The following is an 18,522-nucleotide window of genomic DNA, read 5'->3' as shown; positions in this document are numbered from 1 at the left end:
CACATTTGCCCGCACTCGGCGCGGTCCGCCGCCTCGGGCCTGAACCCGCCTCAGCCATCCTCGCGATGGTGCCGCAACCACGGCGTCGACCGGCGTTCCAGCCACGCCAGCAGCGCGAACAACAGCATGCCCATCAGCGCCAGCACGAAGATCGCGGCAAACACCCTCACCGTGTCGAACGTGCCCTGCGCGCTCATGATCACGTAGCCCAGGCCGCGCTGCGACGACACGAACTCCCCGACGATGGCGCCCACCAGCGCCAGCGAAATCGACACTTTCATGCCCGCCAGGATGGAGGGCAGCGCGCTGGGCAGCCGCACTTTGAAGAAGAAATCACGGCGTGAGCCCTTCAGCACCCGCCCCAGGTCCAACACGTCCTGCGGCACCGACCGCAGGCCATGGACCGTGTCCACGATGATCGCGAACACGGCGATCAGGAAAGCGATCGCGATCTTGGGCTCGGCGCCCGTGCCCATCCAGATCACGAACAGGGGCGCGATGGCGACCTTCGGCACGCTGTTCAGCGCCACGATCAAGGGATAGATGAAGCGTTCGAACCAGCGCGACCCCACCAGCATGATGGCGATCGCCACGCCGCCCGCCACGGCCAGCGCAAAGCCAGCCAGCGTCGTCATCAAGGTGTAGGCGGCGTGGCCGGCGTACCAGCTCCACTCGGACACCAGTTCCAGCACCACTTGCCCGGGCAGCGGCAGCATGATGGGGCGCACATGGAACGCCCGGGCGGCGAATTCCCAGAACAGCAGGAACACTGCCACCGACACCAGGCCCGCCATCCGACGGACGGTTCCCCGCAATAGCCGGATCATCGAGCGGCCTCCCCGTGCGCGGCCGCCCGGGCACCCTCGTCGATCAGGCCCATTTGCTGGAACAGCCCCCGGATGTGCCGCACGTATTCGCCGAAGGCCGGCGTTTCGCGCAGCGCCAGCGGCCGGGGACGCGGCAGGTCGATGGCAATGGTCTCCAGAATGCGGCCGGGACGCGGCGAGAACACCATCACCACGTCGCCCAGGAACACCGCCTCGGCGATGCCGTGGGTCACGAACAGCACCGTGTTGCGCGTTTCCATCCAGATCCGCTGCAGCTCCACGTTCATCTGGTCGCGGGTCAACGCATCCAACGCCCCGAAAGGTTCATCCATCAGAAGCAATTGCGGGTCGTCTACCAGCGCGCGGCAGATCGCCGCGCGCTGGCGCATGCCACCGGACAGTTCGCGCGGGTAGCTCTGGGCAAATGATTCCAGGCCGGTCAAGGCCAGCAGCCCGCGCACCTTGTCTTCATAGGCCGCCACGGGCTTGTGCGCGAATTCGATCGGCAGCAGGATGTTGCGCCAGACGTTGCGCCATTCCAGCAGCGCATCGCGCTGGAACACCATGCCCATGCCTTGCGGCGGCCCCTGCACCGGCACGCCCGCCACACTCAACTCGCCGGTGGAGATCGTCTCCAGGCCCGCCACGCAGCGCAGGAATGTGCTTTTGCCGCAGCCGCTCGGCCCCAGGATGCTGACGAAGCGCCCCGGCGGCACCTCGACCGATACCGAGGCCAGCGCCTCCACTCCCGATGCCCCCGGATAGCGCTTCTGCACGTTGCGCGCCGCGACCGCCCACGGCGTCATGGTTGCACCAGGGTGTCGTACGTTTCCGCGTGCGCCAGGTCCGGCACGTAGAACGACGTGGGCTCGGCGCCCGCGCCGACCAGTCCCACGGAGGACAGCGTCTTGACGGCCTGCGTCCAATCCTGCGGCACGATGGCGCCCAGCCGCGCGCCGGGCGCGGGCTGCCCGAAGTACGGCTGCAGGGCGTCGATCTGGCCGCGCAGCACCTTCTTGTCCAGCCGGGCCTGCGGCCGCTGCGCCAGGATGGCGGCCACGGCCTCATCCTGGTGCCCGGCGTAGATGTATTCCCAGGCGCGCGCCGTCACGCCGGCAAAGCGCGCGATGGCCTCGCTGCGCTGCGCCAGCTTGGATTCGTTGGCGAACAGGCCGAAGCTGGGCATGTTCAAGCCGAAGTCGGCAAAGCGCACCGCGCGGGACGGCCGGTTCTGCGAGACGACGGGCAGGAAGAACGGGATCGTGGAAAACGCGGCGTCGGCCCGCCCCACCGCATAGGTCGAGGCCTTGCCGGCGGCGTCCACGTTTATCAGTTCAAGGTCGCCCTTCTTGAGCTTGCCCGCGGCCAGGAAGGCGTCGATGAAGGGAGCTTCGAGCGAGCCGGCGGTATACGCCACCTTCTTGCCCTTCAGCTGGGCCGGCCCCGTGATGCCGGCATCGGCCGGAACCAGCAGCCCGATATCGCTCTGGCGCGCGAACACCGCCACCGCCTTGACGGGCATGCCCTTCTCGCGGGCGATCATCATCGAGGCCAACGCGGCGTGCCCCACATCGAAACTGTCACCGGCGCCGACGATCTGCACCGTCGTCACCGACCCGTTGCCGTCTTCCAGCGACACATCCAGGCCGGCCTGCTTGTACCAGCCCTTCTGCTGCGCCAGGTGGAACGCGCCGTGCACGCCCCACGGCGTCCAGTCCAGCCGCACCCGCAGCGGCTCCGGAGCCTGCGCCCAGGCCGATGCGCTCAGCCCGGCCGCCACCAGGCCCAACACCGCTTTGCGCCACCCTCTTGCGAATACCGCGTGCATGATTTTCCCCGTCATCCGTCGACACTGTGCGGCCGCCTTGGCAGCGGCCCATCCCCGCCCGCGCTCAGCCGCCGCGGCCGAACCAACGCTTGATGCGCGCCCACAACACGCTGAAGAACATGGCCGTGGGATTGAAACTGGCTTGAACCAGGGGTTCGCCCTGGCCGGCGGGCTGACGCAGCCTGGCCGTCACGTTGTTGCCGAAGTCGGCGATCATGCGGCGCACGAAATCCTGCACCAGCCCCGAACGCGAGAACTGCGCCAGCGGTCCCTGCAGCGAATACAGAAGGTTCACGTTGACCCGCGTTTCGGTCGGCGACAGCGCTTCAAGTTGATAGGTGATATCGCCATTGGCGCGCGACTGGCTGAGCGAATCCTGCCCGGCGCCCCGGAACACGGCGCGCATGGCGGCGTCGTCCCGTTCCAGCCGGGCTGCGCCATTGAAGGCCGCGGCCATCGGGCCGAACTTGATGGCCACGCGGCCTTTGACGCGGTCGCCCTCGTGCGATTCGATCGAGGCGCCCGGCAGGCAACTGGCCAGGGCCGGCAAGTCCACCATGAACGCCCAGACGTCGGCGGCCGGAAACGGCACCTGGAAGCCGCCGTCGATCTGACTGCCGCGACCCTCCTTCTTGCCGGCCGGGGCAGCGCCGGCCGTTCCGGCGGGATTGGCGGGATTGGCGGGGGTGGTAGCGGATGCTGCGACACTTGCCGCTGTCGGCGTAAAACCAGCGAACGCCACGGGTTTCTCCACCGCCGGCGCCGCGCCGCGCCCCTGCGCCTGCGCCGTGCGCAACGCCTCGACGGCGGCGTCGGGCTGCGCCCTCAGATCCGCCAGCACCGACATCACCGCGGCGACAATGCCCATGTAGCCCGTACAGCGGCAAAGGTTGCCAGACAGCTCCACCCGGACCCGGCTTTCATCGGCCTGCGGCAACCGCAGCACGATATCCCGCGAGGTCGCCAGCATGCCCGGCGTGCAATAACCGCATTGCAATGCGTGGTGCTTCGTAAAGGCGGCGCGTAGCCGTTGCATCACCGGATCGGCGTCGTAGCCCTCGATGGTGGTCACCTGCCGCCCGTCGCACGCTACCGCGAACGAAATACAGGACCGCACCGGCGCACCGTCCACCAGCACGGTGCACGCGCCGCACACGCCATGCTCGCAACCGAGGTGGGTCCCGGTCAGGCGCGCCTGATCCCGCAGGAAATCCCCCAGATGCATCCGCGCGGGCGCCTCGTACGACACGCGCTTGCCGTTTACTTCCAATGTCACCTGAACCATGGTTTTTCCTGTCAACCCAACGCCTGAGCCAGGCAGCGCGCCACCGCCGTCCCGTGCAGCTTGCGGTGGTGTTCATCCTTGTCCTGCATGACGCCGGCCAATTCATCGGCCAGCAGCGTCTCGTCCAGGCCGGGCAGGCCCTGCTGCGCGATGCGCGCCGCCAATTGAGGCAGCAGCCTGGGCGCGCCGTCCAGAGCGCCCACCGCGATGCGCGCCGTGCCCGTCGACGGATCGAACCAGGCGGCGCAGCTGGCCTCGGCGAACTCGCCCGTCTTGCGGCAGAACTTGTAGTAGCCCCAGCGCCCCGCTGGGCCGGCGACCGGCACGTGCACCGCAGCGATCAGCTCGTCGTCGCGCAGCGCCGTGGTGTAGGCGCCCTGCATATAGCCATCAGCCGGCAGCATGCGCACACCGTCCGGCCCGGCGATTTCGAGGGTCGCCCCCAGGCCGACCACGGTCAGCACCCAATCGGCCGCCGGATCGGCATGCGCCAGGCTGCCGCCCAGCGTCCCGCGGTTGCGGATGGCGCGATAGGCGATGCCCGGGGCCACCTGCTGCAACGGCGTGCCGCGCAAGAGCTCGTGCACACCGTCTTCGATTTCGGCGTGTGTCACGGCCGCGCCCACGCGCAGCATGCCGTCCTGCCGGGTGACGGTACGCAACTCCGGCAACCCGGAAATGTCGATGACGACGGGCGGACGCGCCAGGCGCAGGTTCAGCATCGGCCCGAGCGACTGGCCGCCGGCCATCAGCTTGGCGCGTCCATCGTGTTCGCGCAGCGCCAGCAAGGCTTCCTTCAACGAGCCGGGACGCGTGTAGTCGAATGCGGCGGCCTTCATGCCATCACCTCCGCGGCGGCCTGGACCGGCTGCTTGCCCAGCGCAATGGCGGCCAGCACCCGCGTGGGCGACAAAGGCGTGCGCAACAGCTCGGCGGCGCCAAGCGGCCGCAGCGCATCGTTGACCGCGTTGAACAGCACGGCAGGCGGCGCGATGGCGCCCCCCTCGCCCATGCCCTTCGCCCCGAACTCGGTATGCGGCGACGGCGTCTCGAAATGATGCAGGCGCATGTTGGGGACTTCCGTGGCGCCGGGCAGCATGTAGTCCGCCAGGGTCGACGCCAATGGCTGGCCGTTCTCGTCGTAGGGCGTCTCTTCATAGAAGGCGGTGCCGATACCCTGGGCCACGCCGCCGATGGTCTGCCCTTCGACGACCATGGGATTGATCATCGTCCCGCAATCCTCCACCACCACGTAGTCCAGGATCTCGACGCCGCCCGTGCCCGGGTCGACCGCGACCACCGCCGCGTGAGTGGCGTACGTGAAGCAGCCCGTATCGACCTTGGGCTTGTAGCCCACGGTGACCTCCAGGCCGCTGGGATCGACATCGGGCGGCAGCAGCTGCGGCCGCAAATACCAGGCGTCGGCCACGTCCTTGACCGACACCGACTTGTCGCCCGCTTCCAGGCGGTCCTGGTTCCAGGCCACGTTGGCAGGATCGGCCTGCAACAGATGCGCGCCGATATGCGTCAAGCGGGGCAGCAGGCGCTTGCAGGCCTGCGACACCGCGCCGCCCGACATCACCAGCGAACGCGACGCGTAGGTGCCGGTGGAAAACGGCGTCTGCCCCGTATCGCCGTGCAGCAGCTTGATGCTGCCCACGTCAACGCCCAGGATTTCGTTGGCGATCTGCGCGAAAGTGGTTTCCATGCCCTGCCCGTGGGAATGCACGCCCACGCGCAGTTCCAGCCCGCCGTCGGGCGTGATCCGTGCGGTGGCCTGGTCGAACCCCGGAATGACGGGGGTGCCCCAGGCCGCGAATACGGACGTGCCGTGGGCGGCCTGCTCGGTATACGTCGCAAGGCCCACGCCGATCAAACGGCCGTCGGCCTCGCCCCGCCGCTGGCGTTCGCGCACCGCGTCCACGCCGATCATGTCCATGGCCTGCTGCAAGCTGGCGGGATAATCGCCGCTGTCCAGATGCTTGCCGGTGACGTTGACGAACGGCATCTGGTCGCCCTGAACCAGGTTTTCCTGGCGCACTTCCCAAGGCTCGCGTCCGACTTCGCGCGCGATCGCATCCATCGTCAGCTCCATGGCGAAGCACACGCCGGTACGCGCCACGCCGCGGTAAGGCACGAATCCCGGTTTATTGGTGGCCACCGCGCGCGTCACGCAACGGTAGCCCTTGAAGGCGTACGGCCCGGGCAGGTTGCCGATGGCTTGCCCCGGTTCCAGCCCGATGGTGAACGGCCACACCGAATAGGCACCGCCGTCGATGGTGATCCTGGCGTCCAGCGCCAGCAGTTTGCCGCGGCGATCGGCGTAGGCCACCATCTCGTAATGGTGCTCGCGCGAATTGGCGCCCGCGGTCAGGTGTTCGCGGCGGTCCTCGATGAAACGGAACGGCCGCTTGAAGGTCTTGGCCAACCAGGCCACGCACAGCTCTTCCTGCTGCAAGACGCATTTGTACCCGAAGGCGCCGCCCACATCCGGCGACACCACCCGCACGCGGCCCTGCTCCAGGTCCAGGCACTGAGCCAGCACGCTGCGGATCATATGCGGCACTTGCGTGGCGCTGACCACCACCAGTTGGTCGGCCTGGTGGTCCCAGTACGCCAGCACCGCCTTGCCTTCCATCGGCACCATGCATTGGCGCGCCAGGTCGATCTTGCGGCGGACCACCACCTCGGCTTGCGCCGCATACTCGTCGAACTGTTTGTCGGCGTTGAGCGTGACGAAGACGTTGTCGCGCCATTGCTCGTGCAGCAGGTCGGCCGTTGCCGCCTGGGCGCTGTCGACGTCGGCATATACCGGCAGGTCGTCGTAGTCGACCTCGATCAGTTCGGCATAGTCCTCGGCTTCGGCACGCGTCGGCGCGAACACCATGGCGACGGGTTCCCCCACGAAACGCACCTTGCCCGAGGCAAGCGGCGGCTGGGCTGAAGCCTGATAGGTGGGTAGCGTTGAATCGGCCACGATGTCGCGCGCATCGGGCATTGACTGGCGCAGGAACACATTGGCGGCGACCGAGTCGGCCACGCGCACCGCCGAAATGCGCGCATGCGCAAGCGGGCTGCGCAGGAACGCCACTTCGCTCAAACCCGGCATGGCCATGTCGGCCACGAAATTGCCCTTGCCGTGCAGGTGGCGCGCATCCTCCTTGCGCGGCACCCGCGCGCCCACTCCCTGCGGCTTGCCCGGCCGGCCGTGCGTATTGGCGTGATCTGTCGTCATGACTGCCTTCTGCCTCCCTGGCGTCACTTGGCCTGCGCCTTCGCCACGGCGGCGAAGGTGTAGTTGTCAAGCGGACTTTCGGCGACGCGGAACCAGCCAGCCTGGTCCACCTGGAACTTCTTCCAGTCCGGATAGATCGCGGCAAAGTCCGGATTCTTGGCCGACAGTTCCACCCACAATTCCTGCGACGCGGCATAGGCGGCGTCCATCACTTCCTTGGGGAAGAAGCTGACCTTGGCGCCGCCTGCGATCAGCTTGCGCAGTGCAAGCGGGTTGCGCGCGTCGTAGTTGGCAAGCATGCGCATGGTCTGCTCACCCGCCGCTGCTTCGAACGCGGCCTGATAGGCCGGAGGCAACGCGTCCCAGGCCTTGTCGTGCACCATGCTGGTGATCGAGGCGCTGCCTTCGAACCAGCCGGGCGAATAGTAGTAAGGCGCCACTTTGTTGAAGCCGAGCTTCTCGTCGTCGTAGGGCCCGATCCACTCGGCGGCGTCGATCGTGCCCTTTTCCAGCGCCGGGTAGATATCGCCAGGCGGAATCTGCTGCGGCACCGCGCCCAGCTTGGACAGCACCATGCCGCCGATTCCGCCGATCCGCATGTTCAGGCCTTTCAGGTCGGCGACCGACTTGATCTCCTTGCGGTACCAGCCGCCCATCTGCACACCGACGTTGCCACAGACGTGGTTCACGATGTTGTATTTCTTATAGAGCGCCCGCAGCATCTTCAGGCCACCGCCGCTATGGATCCAGGCATTGTGCTGGCGCGCGCTCAAGCCGAACGACAGGCCGGTATCGAACGTCAGCGCGGTGTTCTTGCCGATGTAAGCCGTGCTCAGCACGTGGTTGCATTCCACCGTCCCGTTGCTGACCGCGTCCATGTTCTGCGCGGCCGGCACCAGTTCGCCGCCGGGGAACGCGCGGATTTCGAACTTGCCATCGGTCAATTGCGCCACGCGCTTGCAGAGGTCTTCGGCCGAACCGTAGATGGTGTCCAGGCTCTTTGGCCAGCTGGTCGACATGCGCCAGCGCACCGCGGGCGCGGATTGCGCGATGGCGGGCATGCCGACAGTGGCAAGTCCGGCGCCGGCGGCGCCAGCGGCTTGTGCGAGGAAACGGCGTCGTTGCATGTAGTGCTCCCGATCTGATTCGATTGAGTCCCCTTGGACCCGCCTCAACCCATGCCAACGCCGCTTTTTTACGACCCAAAAAAACGTTAGCACACTGAATTGTTGATCAGCATACTGACAGTAATTTTGAGTGTCAACAAGGTTAATCCCCACTGCGAAACACGTGAAAACCCTGCGTTTCCGGCCCTTTGGGTCCGCGTTGCGAGACGGCCCGGACGGCGTTTTTGGGCATGCCTTCCATATAGGAGAAACGGCCCCGTCCACGTCGCGCGGGGCGGGCATAATAGGCGCGCGCAGCAAGCCGCCGACGATCGTCGCGTCGGGGAAATCCCTAGCTCCTGACTTGTTTTTTTGAGCAGTACACTGACCACATTACTCAGCATACTGATTAGAGAGACAATATGAACTGGATCCGCATTGCCTCCACCGACCAACTGACGGACGACGACGAGGTCATCCCCGTCGCGGCCGGCGAAAAACAGCTTGCGCTATATCGCAGCGACGGCGAGTTCTTCGCGTCCGACAACGTCTGTACGCACGCCTACGCGCTCCTGTCCGACGGTTACCTGGAAGACGGCTGTATCGAGTGCCCGCTGCACCAGGCCAGGTTCGACATCCGCACCGGCCACGCCATGTGCGCGCCCGCGACCAGCGGCATCCGCGTGTACCCCGTCAAGGTCGAAGGCCAGGACATCTACGCGGACGTGCAGGGTTGAGCATGGCTGACGCCGACTCGATCCTCATCATCGGCGCCGGGCAGTCCGGCGCGGTGGCCGCCGCAGCCTTGCGCGACCTGGGCCATGACGGCCCCATCACGCTGATCGGCCGCGAGGCGCATGCCCCTTACGAGCGCCCGCCCTTGTCCAAGGCCGTGCTGCAATCGAACGAGGCGCATGCGCAGACGGCCGTCCACCCCAGCGGCTTCTATGAACAGCGGCGCATCGGCTTGTTGACCGGCGTCGAAGTGGTCCGGCTGGATTCCGCGGGCCATCTCGTCCACTTGGCCGACGGGCGCCGCCTGAACTACCACCGCTGCCTGCTTGCCACCGGCGGCCGGGCGCGCGAATTGCCCACCTTGCCCCGCGGCACTGCCGGCGTGCACTACATCAGGACGCTCGATGACGCGGCGGCGCTGCGCGCCAGCCTGACGCCTGATGCGCGCGTCGCCGTCATCGGCGGCGGTTTCCTGGGGTTGGAAGTGGCCTCCACCGCGCGCGGCCTGGGCGCCCAGGTAACCGTGCTGGAAAGCGCGCCGCGCCTGCTGGAACGCGTGTTGCCGCCGGCCCTGTCCGACTGGCTGGCCGAACGCACCCGCCACGCCGGCGTGGCGCTGCGCCTGGACGCGCGCATGGCACGCTGCACCCGGCGGCCCGATCCCGATGACACGGTCCCCCCTCGGGCCCGTTTCACGATCGAATTAGAGGGCGACGCCGTGATCGACGCCGACGTGGTGGTGGTCGCCATCGGCCTGACGCCCGAGGTGTCGCTGGCGGCCGAGGCCGGCCTGGCGCTGGACCCCGCCAACGGCGGCATCGCGGTCGACGCCGACTGCCGCAGCAGCGCCCCCGACGTCTACGCCGCCGGCGATTGCGCCAGCCAGCACCGGCGTCATCTGAACATGGCCCTGCGGCTGGAGTCTTGGCAGAACGCCAATGAACAGGCGCGCGCCGCCGCGGCCGGCATGCTGGGCCAGCCCGCGCCGGGCGAACCCTATCCGTGGTTCTGGACCGACCAATTCGGCTGCAACGTGCAGATGCTGGGCCTGCCGCAACCGGGCCTGGCCTATGCCTGCCGCGGGACGCCCCAAAGCGGGGCCGACGTGCCCAAGTTCATCTGGCTGGGCCACCGCGACGGCGTGCCGGTCCATGCCATCGCCATCAACGCCGGCGGCGACCTGCGCCAATTGCGCGTGTTGTTCGAACAAGGCCTGCGCATCGATCCGCAGCGCTACGCCGACGAAACCGTGGCGCTCAAGCCGCTGGTGAAAGCCTGCCAGCAACCCGCCGCCACGCCCTGAATTCCATTGTTGCCCCGCCTCGACAGGAGCTTTCCATGTATCAATCACAAACCGTCATCGGCCGCACGGTGGCCGCCAAGGACGCAGCGCTAGCCGACTGTGTCTGGCCGGAAGACGCGCTGCACTACATCCCCGACTGGGTCTACACCAGCAGCGCCATCTACGACAAGGAAGTCGAGAAGATCTTCCACGGCAAAACCTGGAACTACGTGGCGCTTGAGGCCGAACTGCCGAATCCGGGCGACTACAAGCGCTCTTACGTGGGGCCAACGCCGGTCGTGGTCTCGCGCGCCGAAGACGGCTCGGTCAACGTATTCGAAAACCGCTGCGCCCACCGTGGCGCCGAGTTCTGCCGCAATAGCCAAGGCAACGCCAAGGAATTCGTCTGCCCTTACCACCAATGGTCGTACGATCTGAAAGGCAATCTGCAAGGCATTCCCTTCAAGCGCGGCGTGAACCGCGAAGGCGGCATGCCCAAGGACTTCAAAAACGACGAGCACGGCCTGCGTAAGCTCCACGTCACGACGCGCAACGGCGTCATCTTCGCGTCCTATCACGCTGACGTCGAACCCATCGACCAGTACCTGACGCCCGAGATCCTGGCCGATTTCGACACGGTTTTTCCTGGCAAGAAGCTAAAGATCCACGGCTACTACCGCAACGAGTTGCCTTGCAACTGGAAGATGTACCACGAGAACCTGAAGGATCCGTACCACGCGACCCTGCTGCATTCGTTCCTGGTGGTGTTCGGGCTGCTGGTGGCCGGCAATAAATCGGCCATGCTTGTCGATTCCGTGCACGGCCGCCACGGCACCATGGCCTCGGCCAAGAGCGAAGACAAGTACGCCACCGTCAGCGAAGAGAACAAGAAGGAAATGCGCTCCTTCCATGACGGCCTGCACCTGCAGGACGACCGCTTCCTGGAATTCGTGAAGGAGTTCGACTCGCCCTGGTCGGTCACAATGCAGACGGTGTGGCCCAACCTGATCGTGCAGCGCGAGATGAACACGCTGGGCGTGCGCCAGATCGTGCCCAACGGGCCCGACAGCATGATCATGCAATGGACCATGTTCGGCTACGAGGACGACACGCCCGAAATGGAACGCCATCGCCTGCGCCAGGGCAACCTGATGGGGCCGGCCGGCTTCCTGGGCCTGGAAGACAACGAAGCCATGAAATTCGTGCAGGAAGGCGTGCGGCGCGCCAGCACCGACGTCAACGTGCTGAAGCTGGAGTCCGGCAAGCAAGGGACGTCGAACACGTTGATTTCGGAGGCCGCGATCCGCTCGATGTACAGCTACTACCGCGGCGTGATGGGCTTCTGAGGCAGGAACCAAGACACATGAGAACCCGATTCGAATTTTCCCCCCGCAAGATCGATCCGGCACGCGCCATCGCGCTGCGCCAGGAAATCGAGGAATTCCACGCCGACTACTGTGCGACGCTGGACGCCGGCCAGATCGAGGCCTGGCCCGACTTCTTCACCAAGGACGGCCTGTACCGCGTGACCGCGCGCGAGAACGCCGAGCTGGGCTTGCCGGTGGGGCTGGTCTACGCCGAGGGCCGGGCCATGATGCACGACCGCGCCGTGGCCATTTCGCGCACCCAGATGTTCGCCCCGCGATACATGCTACACCTGGTCAGCAACACCCGCGTGATCAGCGAATCGCCTGACGGCGACATCGAGGCCCAGGCCGCGTTCATGCTGATGCAGACCTTGGTGGAAGGCCCCACGACCCTGCATCTGGCGGGCACCTACTACGACCGCTTCACCCAGCAGGACGGCGTGCTCAAACTGAAAGAGCGCCAGGTGGTGTACGACACCACCATCCTGGCCAACGACCTGGTCTACCCCGTGTAGGCAGGCGGCCGCCAACGCAAAAAGAGGGGTTGCGCCAACTAGGCGCAACCCCTTTTCCGTTGGAAGGCCATCAGGCCAGCGTCGCTCGCACCGCTTCCTCGCGCGTCAGCACCGTGGCGTATTTCTGTCGCATGTCGAACAGGTTGGCCTCATGCGGGCCGATGGCGCGGTCGCCTACGCAATCGGACACCACCAGCGGCCGAAAGCCATACTGCATCGCGTCCACGACGCTTGCCCGCACGCAGCCGCTGGTGACGGCGCCCGCCACCAGCAGCGTCTGCACCCCGCGCTGCGACAACCAAGCCGCCAAGCCGGTGCCGAAGAACGCCGAAGGCACCGTCTTGCGCACCACCAGTTCCCCGGCGGCAGGCGTCAGTTCAGGGACGATCGCGCTGTTGGGATGCGCTTCCTTCAGCGTCAGCATGCCTGGGACTTTCAGCGTGAAGATGTTGTGGTCGGCGTCGTCGTCGGCGAACACGATGCGGCTGTGCGCCACCGGCCAGCCCTGGCTGCGCGCATGCGCCAGCAGATGCGTCGTCTGCGCGATGGCCGGCGCGATGTTGCCGCCGCCGAATACGGCTGGATCGGCGAATCCGTTGACCAGGTCCACGATCAGCAGGCCATAGGGCGGCTTCGGGGCCATCGTGGCGCCGAAGCCCTGGCGTTCGTAGGCGGAGATGTCGTCATGCATGAAGCAGTTTCCTTGATCGATGGTTGCTTGGCGCCATGGCTTATTCCTGCGGGGCGGCGCCGTCCAGCACCTTGCCCTGGCGGACCACGTCCTCGCCGTCCAGCCGCACGGTGCAGCCGCGCAACGGGATGTCGATGTGGCAGGTGGTGGTGCGGCTGCCGCCCGCCTCGTTGTTCGGCCCCAGCGAGAACAGGAAATTGCCCTCGTACGCCCGTGCGTCCATGCCGATGGTGGCTTCACGGTCGTACAGGCCCAGCGTGGTCCAGTGCGCGCGCGGCTGCAGGCCCCAGCCGATATGCGAGATCGCGTACGCCTCGGGGTCCCGGAACGACGCCACGTACTCGCTCAGCAGCTCCGCGTCGACCCCGCCTTCAATGCGCGTGGCGAAACCGTTCTCTACCGTCAGTTCGATGGGCGAGCGCACGTACAGCTTCTGCGGCAGCAGAATGTCGCCCGCGTCGATCACGATCTTGCCGTGGGCGCCGCGTTCGTTGGGCCAGGTCAGCACAAAGCCGCTGGGCCAATGATCCCAACGCCCCGGTTCGTCCACGAACCCGTATTCGCTGATCGCCGGGAACTCGCCCAGCGGGCAACGCAAGTCCGTACCCGCCGCCGACACGACGCTCATCTCGCGCGCCGCACTGATGCGCGCCGCCGCGGCCTTCACCCGCGCGCGGTCCGCCTCCGTCGGCACCAGCCGCGCCAGCACCTCGGGCGGCTCCACGGCCAGCAGGATCTTGGTGCCGGTGGCCAGGATCTCGTGCTGCTCCGGCGAAAACAGCAGGGTCATCAAATCCAGCACCAGATCGCTTTCCTTCAGCGCCGCGATCGCGGGCATGTTCCCGGTCAGCGGCGTGGTGCCCAGATAGGCCAGTGAATCGCGGCTTAACGCCTTTTCACCATTGACGGGCGGCAAGTCCAGCCGGTTGACCACCGCCCCCATCGATTGCGCCGCGATCAGCGCGGTTGACAGCGTTTGCGGGTGGGTCGCGGCGCTGGTCAGCACCGTTACGGACTGGCCGGGCTGCAGGTTGGACAAGGTCAGCACCTGCTGCCAGGCTTTCACCAGTTCATAGTCGCTTACAGGCATGATTCTCTCCTTGCGTGAAGGCCCGGCGATTCAGGCCCGCGCCAGCGGCGCGCCCAGGAAATCGCCGAAGGCCGCGTAGAAGCCTTCCTCGTTATCCCACGGGATCATGTGCCCGGCCGCCGGCACGCGGTGGTGCAGGGTCCCCGGCGCCAGCCGCGCAATCTCGGCCGCGTCGTCTTCCAGCACGACGTCGCCCTTTTCCGCTGTCACCAGCAGGACCGGCACATTCAGACGCGGCAGGTCGGCATGAATATCGTCGGTCTGGAAGGCGTCAAAGCTCTGGATGATGGCGCGTTCGTCGCAGGTGTGCAGCCATTCGGCGCGCAGTTGGCGTTGCGCGTCCGTCCAACTGGGGCAAAAGGCCCGCATGGCCTCGGCGTCCATCCCGTGGCGGGCCTGCGCCATGGAATCGACATACCAGGGCAGCTTGGCCGGATACGGCCGGCGGCCAGGGCCGGACACCGGCGGGTCGACCAGGACCAGGCGGCGCAGGCCGGCGGGCCGGGTACGGCCCGCGCGCACGCCGATCCGCCCGCCCATGGAATGGCCGACCAGGCTGTAGCGTTCCAGTCCCAGCGCCTGCGCGAAGGCCAGCACGTCGGCGGCTTGGGCGTCCAGGCTGTAGTCCAGCGATGCGCCGGCTTCCGACAGGCCACGTCCGCGCACGTCAAGAATGTAGGTGTCGAACGTCTTGCCGAACCGCTCGCCCACGAAGCCCCACGTGGCCGCGGGGCTGGTGATGCCCGGCACGATCACGACCGCATCGCGGTCCGCCGCGTGGCCGCCGCCGTAGCGCAGGTAGTGTTGGCGGATGCCATTGGCATGGACGTTGCCGCCATAGAGATAAGTGCTCATGGCCGTCTTCCTTAGTAGGCGCCCGACAGCAGCGCGCCCGCGCCGGGGACTACCGGTTCCAGGTCCAGCGACTTCAGGATCGCGTAGGTGGTGGCGACGGCGGCGGTGATCACCGGTTTGCCGGTCTGCGCCTCGACCTTGGCGATGGCCGGCAGCGACGGCATCTGCACGCAGGCCGACAGCACAATGGCGTCGACATCGCGGGTGTCCATCTGCGCGACGATCTCCGGCAACCGCGCCGGGTCGTGGCGGCCGACGTCCAGATTGTCGGGGATCTCCAGCGCGCGGTAGTCCACCACCTCAAAGCCTTCGTTGCGGATGTAGTCCACCACCAGTTCGGTCAACGGCTTCATGTACGGGGCCACCACCACGATGCGGCGCGCGCCGATCACCGTCAAGGCGTCCACCAGGGCCCCCGCGCTGGTGATCACGGGCGCATCCGCGCCGTTGGTGGCCGTGTGCGCCTGCAGGCGCTTTTCCGATACCCGGTGATATCCATGGCCCATTGCCATGATGGCCACCAGGCAGGCGTATCCCAGCACGTCCACCCGCGCGTCGCTCAGTTCCACCGCGCAACGGTCGGACTCGCCGTCCATCGCCGCCAGTTCCTCCTTCACCACCTTCTTCATGCGCATCCGGCTGGAATGGAACGTGAAACGTTCCGGCCGGATCTGCTGGCGCGCCAGCAGCATCGCGGGGATCTCGGTTTCCATCGTCGTGTTCGAGCTCGGCACGATCTGGCCGATACGGAAGGGTCTCTGCATGGTTGCTCCTTTTTCCGGGGATCAGAGTTTGAACAGGCGCTGCGCGTTGCCGTGGCAGACCAGGTTTCGGGTGGCGTCGTCCATCGGCGTCTGCTCGATGAACTCGGCGGCCAGCGCCGTCGATTCATAGGGGTAATCCACCGAGAACATCACCGCTTCGCGGCCCATTTCGGCAATGGCGGCCGTCAACGTGGGAGGCGAACAGACACCGGACGTGGTGATGACGATGTTGCTGCCCAGGTATTCCGACGGCGCGCGCGCCAGCTTGATGCCGTGCGAATAGACCGCGAAACGACTGTCGAAGCGCCACCGCTGGAACGGCAGGCCTTCGCCCATGTGCCCCAGGATGAGCTTGACGCCGGGATAGCGGTCGAACACGCCGCCGAACAACAGCCGCAGCGCGTGCGTGGCGGTCTCGACGCCCCAGCCCCACGACGCCCCCACCAGCTCCGGGTGGCCTGAATAAGCCTGCGGAATGACATAGGGATCGCTCGGATGCAGGTAGATCGGCACATCCAGTTCCTGCACCTGCTCCCAGAATGGGTCATAGGCGCGGTCGTCGTAATAGACGCCGTTGGTGTGGCCGTTGATCAGCGCGCCCTTGAAGCCCAGTTGCTTGACGCAACGCGCCAGCTCAGCCGCGGCGACGCGGGGGTCGTGCATGGGCAACGTGGCGAAGCCGCCGTACCGGGTCGGATGGCGCGCGATCTGGCTGACCAGGAAATCGTTGTTCTCCTTGGCGCGGTTGAGCGCCACCGCGGCATCGGCTTCCGCCTGCACGCCGGGGCCGGTCTGCGACAGGATGACGTAGTCGATGCCGGCGCGGTCCATTTCGCCCAGCCGGACCTCATCGAAATCCACCAGCCGCGCCGCCAGGTCGGCCAGCACGGCGGGATCGATATGCTGCGCGAAACTCTTTGAATAATCCTTGAATCCAACCGCGGTGTAGTGCTCCTCGAACGCGATCTTGCGCACTTTGCTCATTCCCCTGCTCCCAGTGTGATGGCGCGGCGCCTGCCCCGCCCCGGCATGTCAGTACCTATTATCAGTACACTGACTATTTGATTGGAACAACCGGAACACCGGACGGCATCCCCGCAGGGGGAATGCGCACCGTCCGGCTTCCGAATTTACGTCAGTATACTGACTTTATAGTCAGCGTACTGACCAATTAGGGAAATCCCGGGGCCGGCGAGACGCCTTCCGAACCCGCCGGAAAAGGCGCGAAAATAGGTAGGGATAGACACTAGAGACATCTCGTCAATTCATCAGTACAGTGAACATAAACCGTGCCGGCGCCCTTCTGCCGCCACCGCATTTCCCCTGTGAGAAACCGATGAACGCCCTGGACCTGGATGTACTGCAACTTGCCCGCGACTGGGTCGCCGCGGGTAGCCGCGTGCACTTGATCACTGTTGTGCAGACCTGGGGCTCGGCGCCGCGGCAAGCGGGCGCCATGCTGGCGGTGCGAGACGACGGCCGCGTCGCCGGATCGGTATCAGGCGGCTGCATCGAGGACGATCTGATCGCGCGGGCCCGCGCCGGCGCGCTGGAGGACGCCCCCGCCCGCCTGACCTATGGCGTCACGCGGGACGAGGCCGCGCGCTTCGGCCTGCCTTGCGGCGGTACGCTGCGCCTGATCAGCGAACGGCTGCGCGACACCGTATGGCTGGACCGGGTGCTGGCGTCGATCCGCGAGCATCGCCTGATCCAGCGCACGGTGGATCTGCTGGACGGCCATACCTCGATTTCGCCTGCCGGCCCCGCCGACGGGCCCGATTTCGATGGCCGGATCTTCCGCAGCGTGTACGGGCCGCGGTGGCGGCTACTGATCATCGGCGCGAACCAGACGGCCCGCGTCTTGGCCGATATCGCCGCGACGCTGGAATTCCACGTCACGGTCTGCGATCCGCGCGAAGAGTTCTTTACCGATTGGAATGCGTCCCGGGCCACGCTGCTGACCAGCATGCCGGACGATGCGGTGCTGGAGATCGGCACCGATGAACGCACCGCGATCGTGGCCGTCACCCATGACCCCAAGCTTGACGACATGGCGCTCTTGGAAGCATTGAAATCGCGCGCGTTCTACGTCGGCGCATTGGGCTCGCGCGCCAACCAGGAGAAACGGCGCGAACGGCTTCGGTTGTTCGACCTGGACGACGGCCAGATCGCCCGCCTGCATGGCCCGGTGGGCCTGCGCATCGCCAGCAAAACGCCGGCCGAGATCGCCGTGGCGATCGCCGCCGAACTGATCTGGGTGCGCAATACCCTGGGCGACGGGCAAGCCGCCCGAGGCGTGGCCCGGATGAATGCGCTGAAAGACTGATGGCGAAACGGGGCACGCGCCAGCGGTGCGGCCCCCTCCCGCCCTACATCGGTTTGAGCGTGGTGCGGCTGTACTGGTTATTGGCTTCCACCAGCGTGGAAAGCAGCTTCATGAAGATTTCCTGGTTGCGCGTGGACAGCGGTTCCAGCAAGCGCCGCTGCGCCCGGGCCATGCCTTCCTGCAGCAACCCCATGATGCGCAAGCCTTCCGGAGTGATCACCGCCTGGCGCGAACGCTTGTCGGTGGGATTGACCCGGCGCTCCACCAGGCCGCGCTCTTGCAAGCGCTTGACGACGTCGGCGGTAGTGGTGCGATCCAGCCCCAGCTCCATGCCGATGGCGGTCTGGTCCAGCCACGGGCTGAGCGACAGCGCGGTCAGCACGCCGTATTGCACGGGCGTCACGTTCTGCGTCTTGCACTCTTCGTAGAACATGGCGTAGTGGATCTGGTTCAGGCGCCGCACCAGATAGCCGGGGCGCGACCACAGCACCTGTTTGGCCGGATCAAAAATATTGCTCTCTGTCTTCTGAGTTGCGACGCGCTTCTGGGACGTCGTCTTTTTCTGTACATCCGGCACGTTGAGGCAGCTCCAATTAGTTAGTGTACTGAGAATAAT

General features: G+C 66.4%; 18 protein-coding genes. 5 read left to right on the top strand and 13 right to left on the bottom strand.

Annotated features, from left to right (window positions below):
• Positions 1-50: 50 nt before the first annotated feature.
• From HG262_RS16880 to HG262_RS16850, 7 genes are all read right to left on the bottom strand, one after another.
• Positions 51-827 carry an ABC transporter permease gene (locus tag HG262_RS16880; RefSeq protein ID WP_169272102.1) on the bottom strand — a complete coding sequence of 259 codons (777 nt, stop codon included), beginning with the start codon at positions 825-827 and terminating at the stop codon, positions 51-53.
• Positions 824-1,633: an ABC transporter ATP-binding protein gene (locus HG262_RS16875; protein WP_169272101.1), complete on the bottom strand. Its 810-nt coding sequence runs from the start codon at positions 1,631-1,633 to the stop codon at positions 824-826. The genes HG262_RS16880 and HG262_RS16875 overlap by 4 nt, the downstream gene beginning before the upstream one ends.
• Positions 1,630-2,655: an ABC transporter substrate-binding protein gene (locus tag HG262_RS16870; protein WP_169272100.1), complete on the bottom strand. Its 1,026-nt coding sequence runs from the start codon at positions 2,653-2,655 to the stop codon at positions 1,630-1,632. The genes HG262_RS16875 and HG262_RS16870 overlap by 4 nt, the downstream gene beginning before the upstream one ends.
• A 64-nt stretch (positions 2,656-2,719) precedes the next feature.
• Positions 2,720-3,940, bottom strand: coding sequence for a 2Fe-2S iron-sulfur cluster-binding protein (locus HG262_RS16865; protein WP_169272099.1), 1,221 nt, complete (start codon positions 3,938-3,940; stop codon positions 2,720-2,722).
• A gap of 11 nt (positions 3,941-3,951) precedes the next feature.
• Complete coding sequence (locus tag HG262_RS16860; protein ID WP_169272098.1) at positions 3,952-4,779, bottom strand: FAD binding domain-containing protein; 828 nt, start codon at positions 4,777-4,779, stop codon at positions 3,952-3,954.
• The gene (locus tag HG262_RS16855) at positions 4,776-7,175 is read right to left on the bottom strand and encodes a xanthine dehydrogenase family protein molybdopterin-binding subunit (protein WP_169272097.1); all 2,400 of its coding nucleotides are present in this window, start codon (positions 7,173-7,175) and stop codon (positions 4,776-4,778) included. The genes HG262_RS16860 and HG262_RS16855 overlap by 4 nt, the downstream gene beginning before the upstream one ends.
• Before the next feature lie 23 nt (positions 7,176-7,198).
• Positions 7,199-8,302: a TRAP transporter substrate-binding protein gene (locus HG262_RS16850; protein WP_169272096.1), complete on the bottom strand. Its 1,104-nt coding sequence runs from the start codon at positions 8,300-8,302 to the stop codon at positions 7,199-7,201.
• Positions 8,303-8,703: 401 nt separating this feature from the next.
• On the opposite strand from HG262_RS16850, the gene HG262_RS16845 reads away from it, so the two are divergent.
• From HG262_RS16845 to HG262_RS16830, 4 genes are read left to right on the top strand one after another with little or no spacing between them, the layout of a single operon-like run.
• The gene (locus HG262_RS16845; protein WP_169272095.1) at positions 8,704-9,018 is read left to right on the top strand and encodes a non-heme iron oxygenase ferredoxin subunit; all 315 of its coding nucleotides are present in this window, start codon (positions 8,704-8,706) and stop codon (positions 9,016-9,018) included.
• A gap of 2 nt (positions 9,019-9,020) precedes the next feature.
• Positions 9,021-10,319: an FAD-dependent oxidoreductase gene (locus HG262_RS16840; protein ID WP_169272094.1), complete on the top strand. Its 1,299-nt coding sequence runs from the start codon at positions 9,021-9,023 to the stop codon at positions 10,317-10,319.
• A 35-nt stretch (positions 10,320-10,354) separates the two neighbouring features.
• The gene (locus tag HG262_RS16835; protein WP_169272093.1) at positions 10,355-11,644 is read left to right on the top strand and encodes an aromatic ring-hydroxylating dioxygenase subunit alpha; all 1,290 of its coding nucleotides are present in this window, start codon (positions 10,355-10,357) and stop codon (positions 11,642-11,644) included.
• A 17-nt stretch (positions 11,645-11,661) separates the two neighbouring features.
• Positions 11,662-12,180: a nuclear transport factor 2 family protein gene (locus HG262_RS16830; protein WP_169272092.1), complete on the top strand. Its 519-nt coding sequence runs from the start codon at positions 11,662-11,664 to the stop codon at positions 12,178-12,180.
• A 70-nt stretch (positions 12,181-12,250) separates the two neighbouring features.
• Here HG262_RS16830 and HG262_RS16825 read toward each other — a convergent pair whose 3' ends face one another.
• Genes HG262_RS16825 through HG262_RS16805 form a run of 5 tightly spaced genes read right to left on the bottom strand, consistent with a single transcriptional unit; the run spans position 12,251 to position 16,564 of the window.
• A complete protein-coding gene (locus HG262_RS16825; protein ID WP_169272091.1) occupies positions 12,251-12,871 on the bottom strand; it encodes an N-carbamoylsarcosine amidohydrolase in 621 nt (206 codons plus the stop codon).
• A gap of 40 nt (positions 12,872-12,911) precedes the next feature.
• Positions 12,912-13,961, bottom strand: coding sequence for a 2,5-dihydroxypyridine 5,6-dioxygenase (locus tag HG262_RS16820; protein WP_169272090.1), 1,050 nt, complete (start codon positions 13,959-13,961; stop codon positions 12,912-12,914).
• 30 nt (positions 13,962-13,991) lie between these two features.
• Complete coding sequence (locus HG262_RS16815; RefSeq protein WP_169272089.1) at positions 13,992-14,816, bottom strand: alpha/beta hydrolase; 825 nt, start codon at positions 14,814-14,816, stop codon at positions 13,992-13,994.
• Between the two features lie 11 nt (positions 14,817-14,827).
• On the bottom strand, positions 14,828-15,580 hold the full coding sequence (locus HG262_RS16810; RefSeq protein ID WP_169272088.1) for an Asp/Glu racemase: 753 nt from the start codon (positions 15,578-15,580) through the stop codon (positions 14,828-14,830).
• 21 nt (positions 15,581-15,601) lie between these two features.
• Complete coding sequence (locus HG262_RS16805) at positions 15,602-16,564, bottom strand: amidohydrolase family protein (protein ID WP_169272087.1); 963 nt, start codon at positions 16,562-16,564, stop codon at positions 15,602-15,604.
• 352 nt (positions 16,565-16,916) lie between these two features.
• Between HG262_RS16805 and HG262_RS16800 the strand changes: the two genes are divergently transcribed.
• Positions 16,917-17,906, top strand: coding sequence for an XdhC family protein (locus HG262_RS16800; protein WP_169272086.1), 990 nt, complete (start codon positions 16,917-16,919; stop codon positions 17,904-17,906).
• A gap of 43 nt (positions 17,907-17,949) precedes the next feature.
• On the opposite strand, the gene HG262_RS16795 is transcribed toward HG262_RS16800, so the two are convergent.
• Entirely contained in the window at positions 17,950-18,483 is a 534-nt protein-coding gene (locus tag HG262_RS16795; RefSeq protein WP_169272085.1) for a MarR family transcriptional regulator, read from the bottom strand.
• Positions 18,484-18,522: the final 39 nt, after the last annotated feature.

Source organism: Achromobacter sp. Bel, assembly GCF_012928505.1.
Taxonomy (GTDB): Bacteria; Pseudomonadota; Gammaproteobacteria; order Burkholderiales; family Burkholderiaceae_B; genus Achromobacter.
The sequence above is the reverse complement of the archived record's forward strand: the minus strand, read 5'-3'. Positions and strand labels throughout refer to the sequence as shown.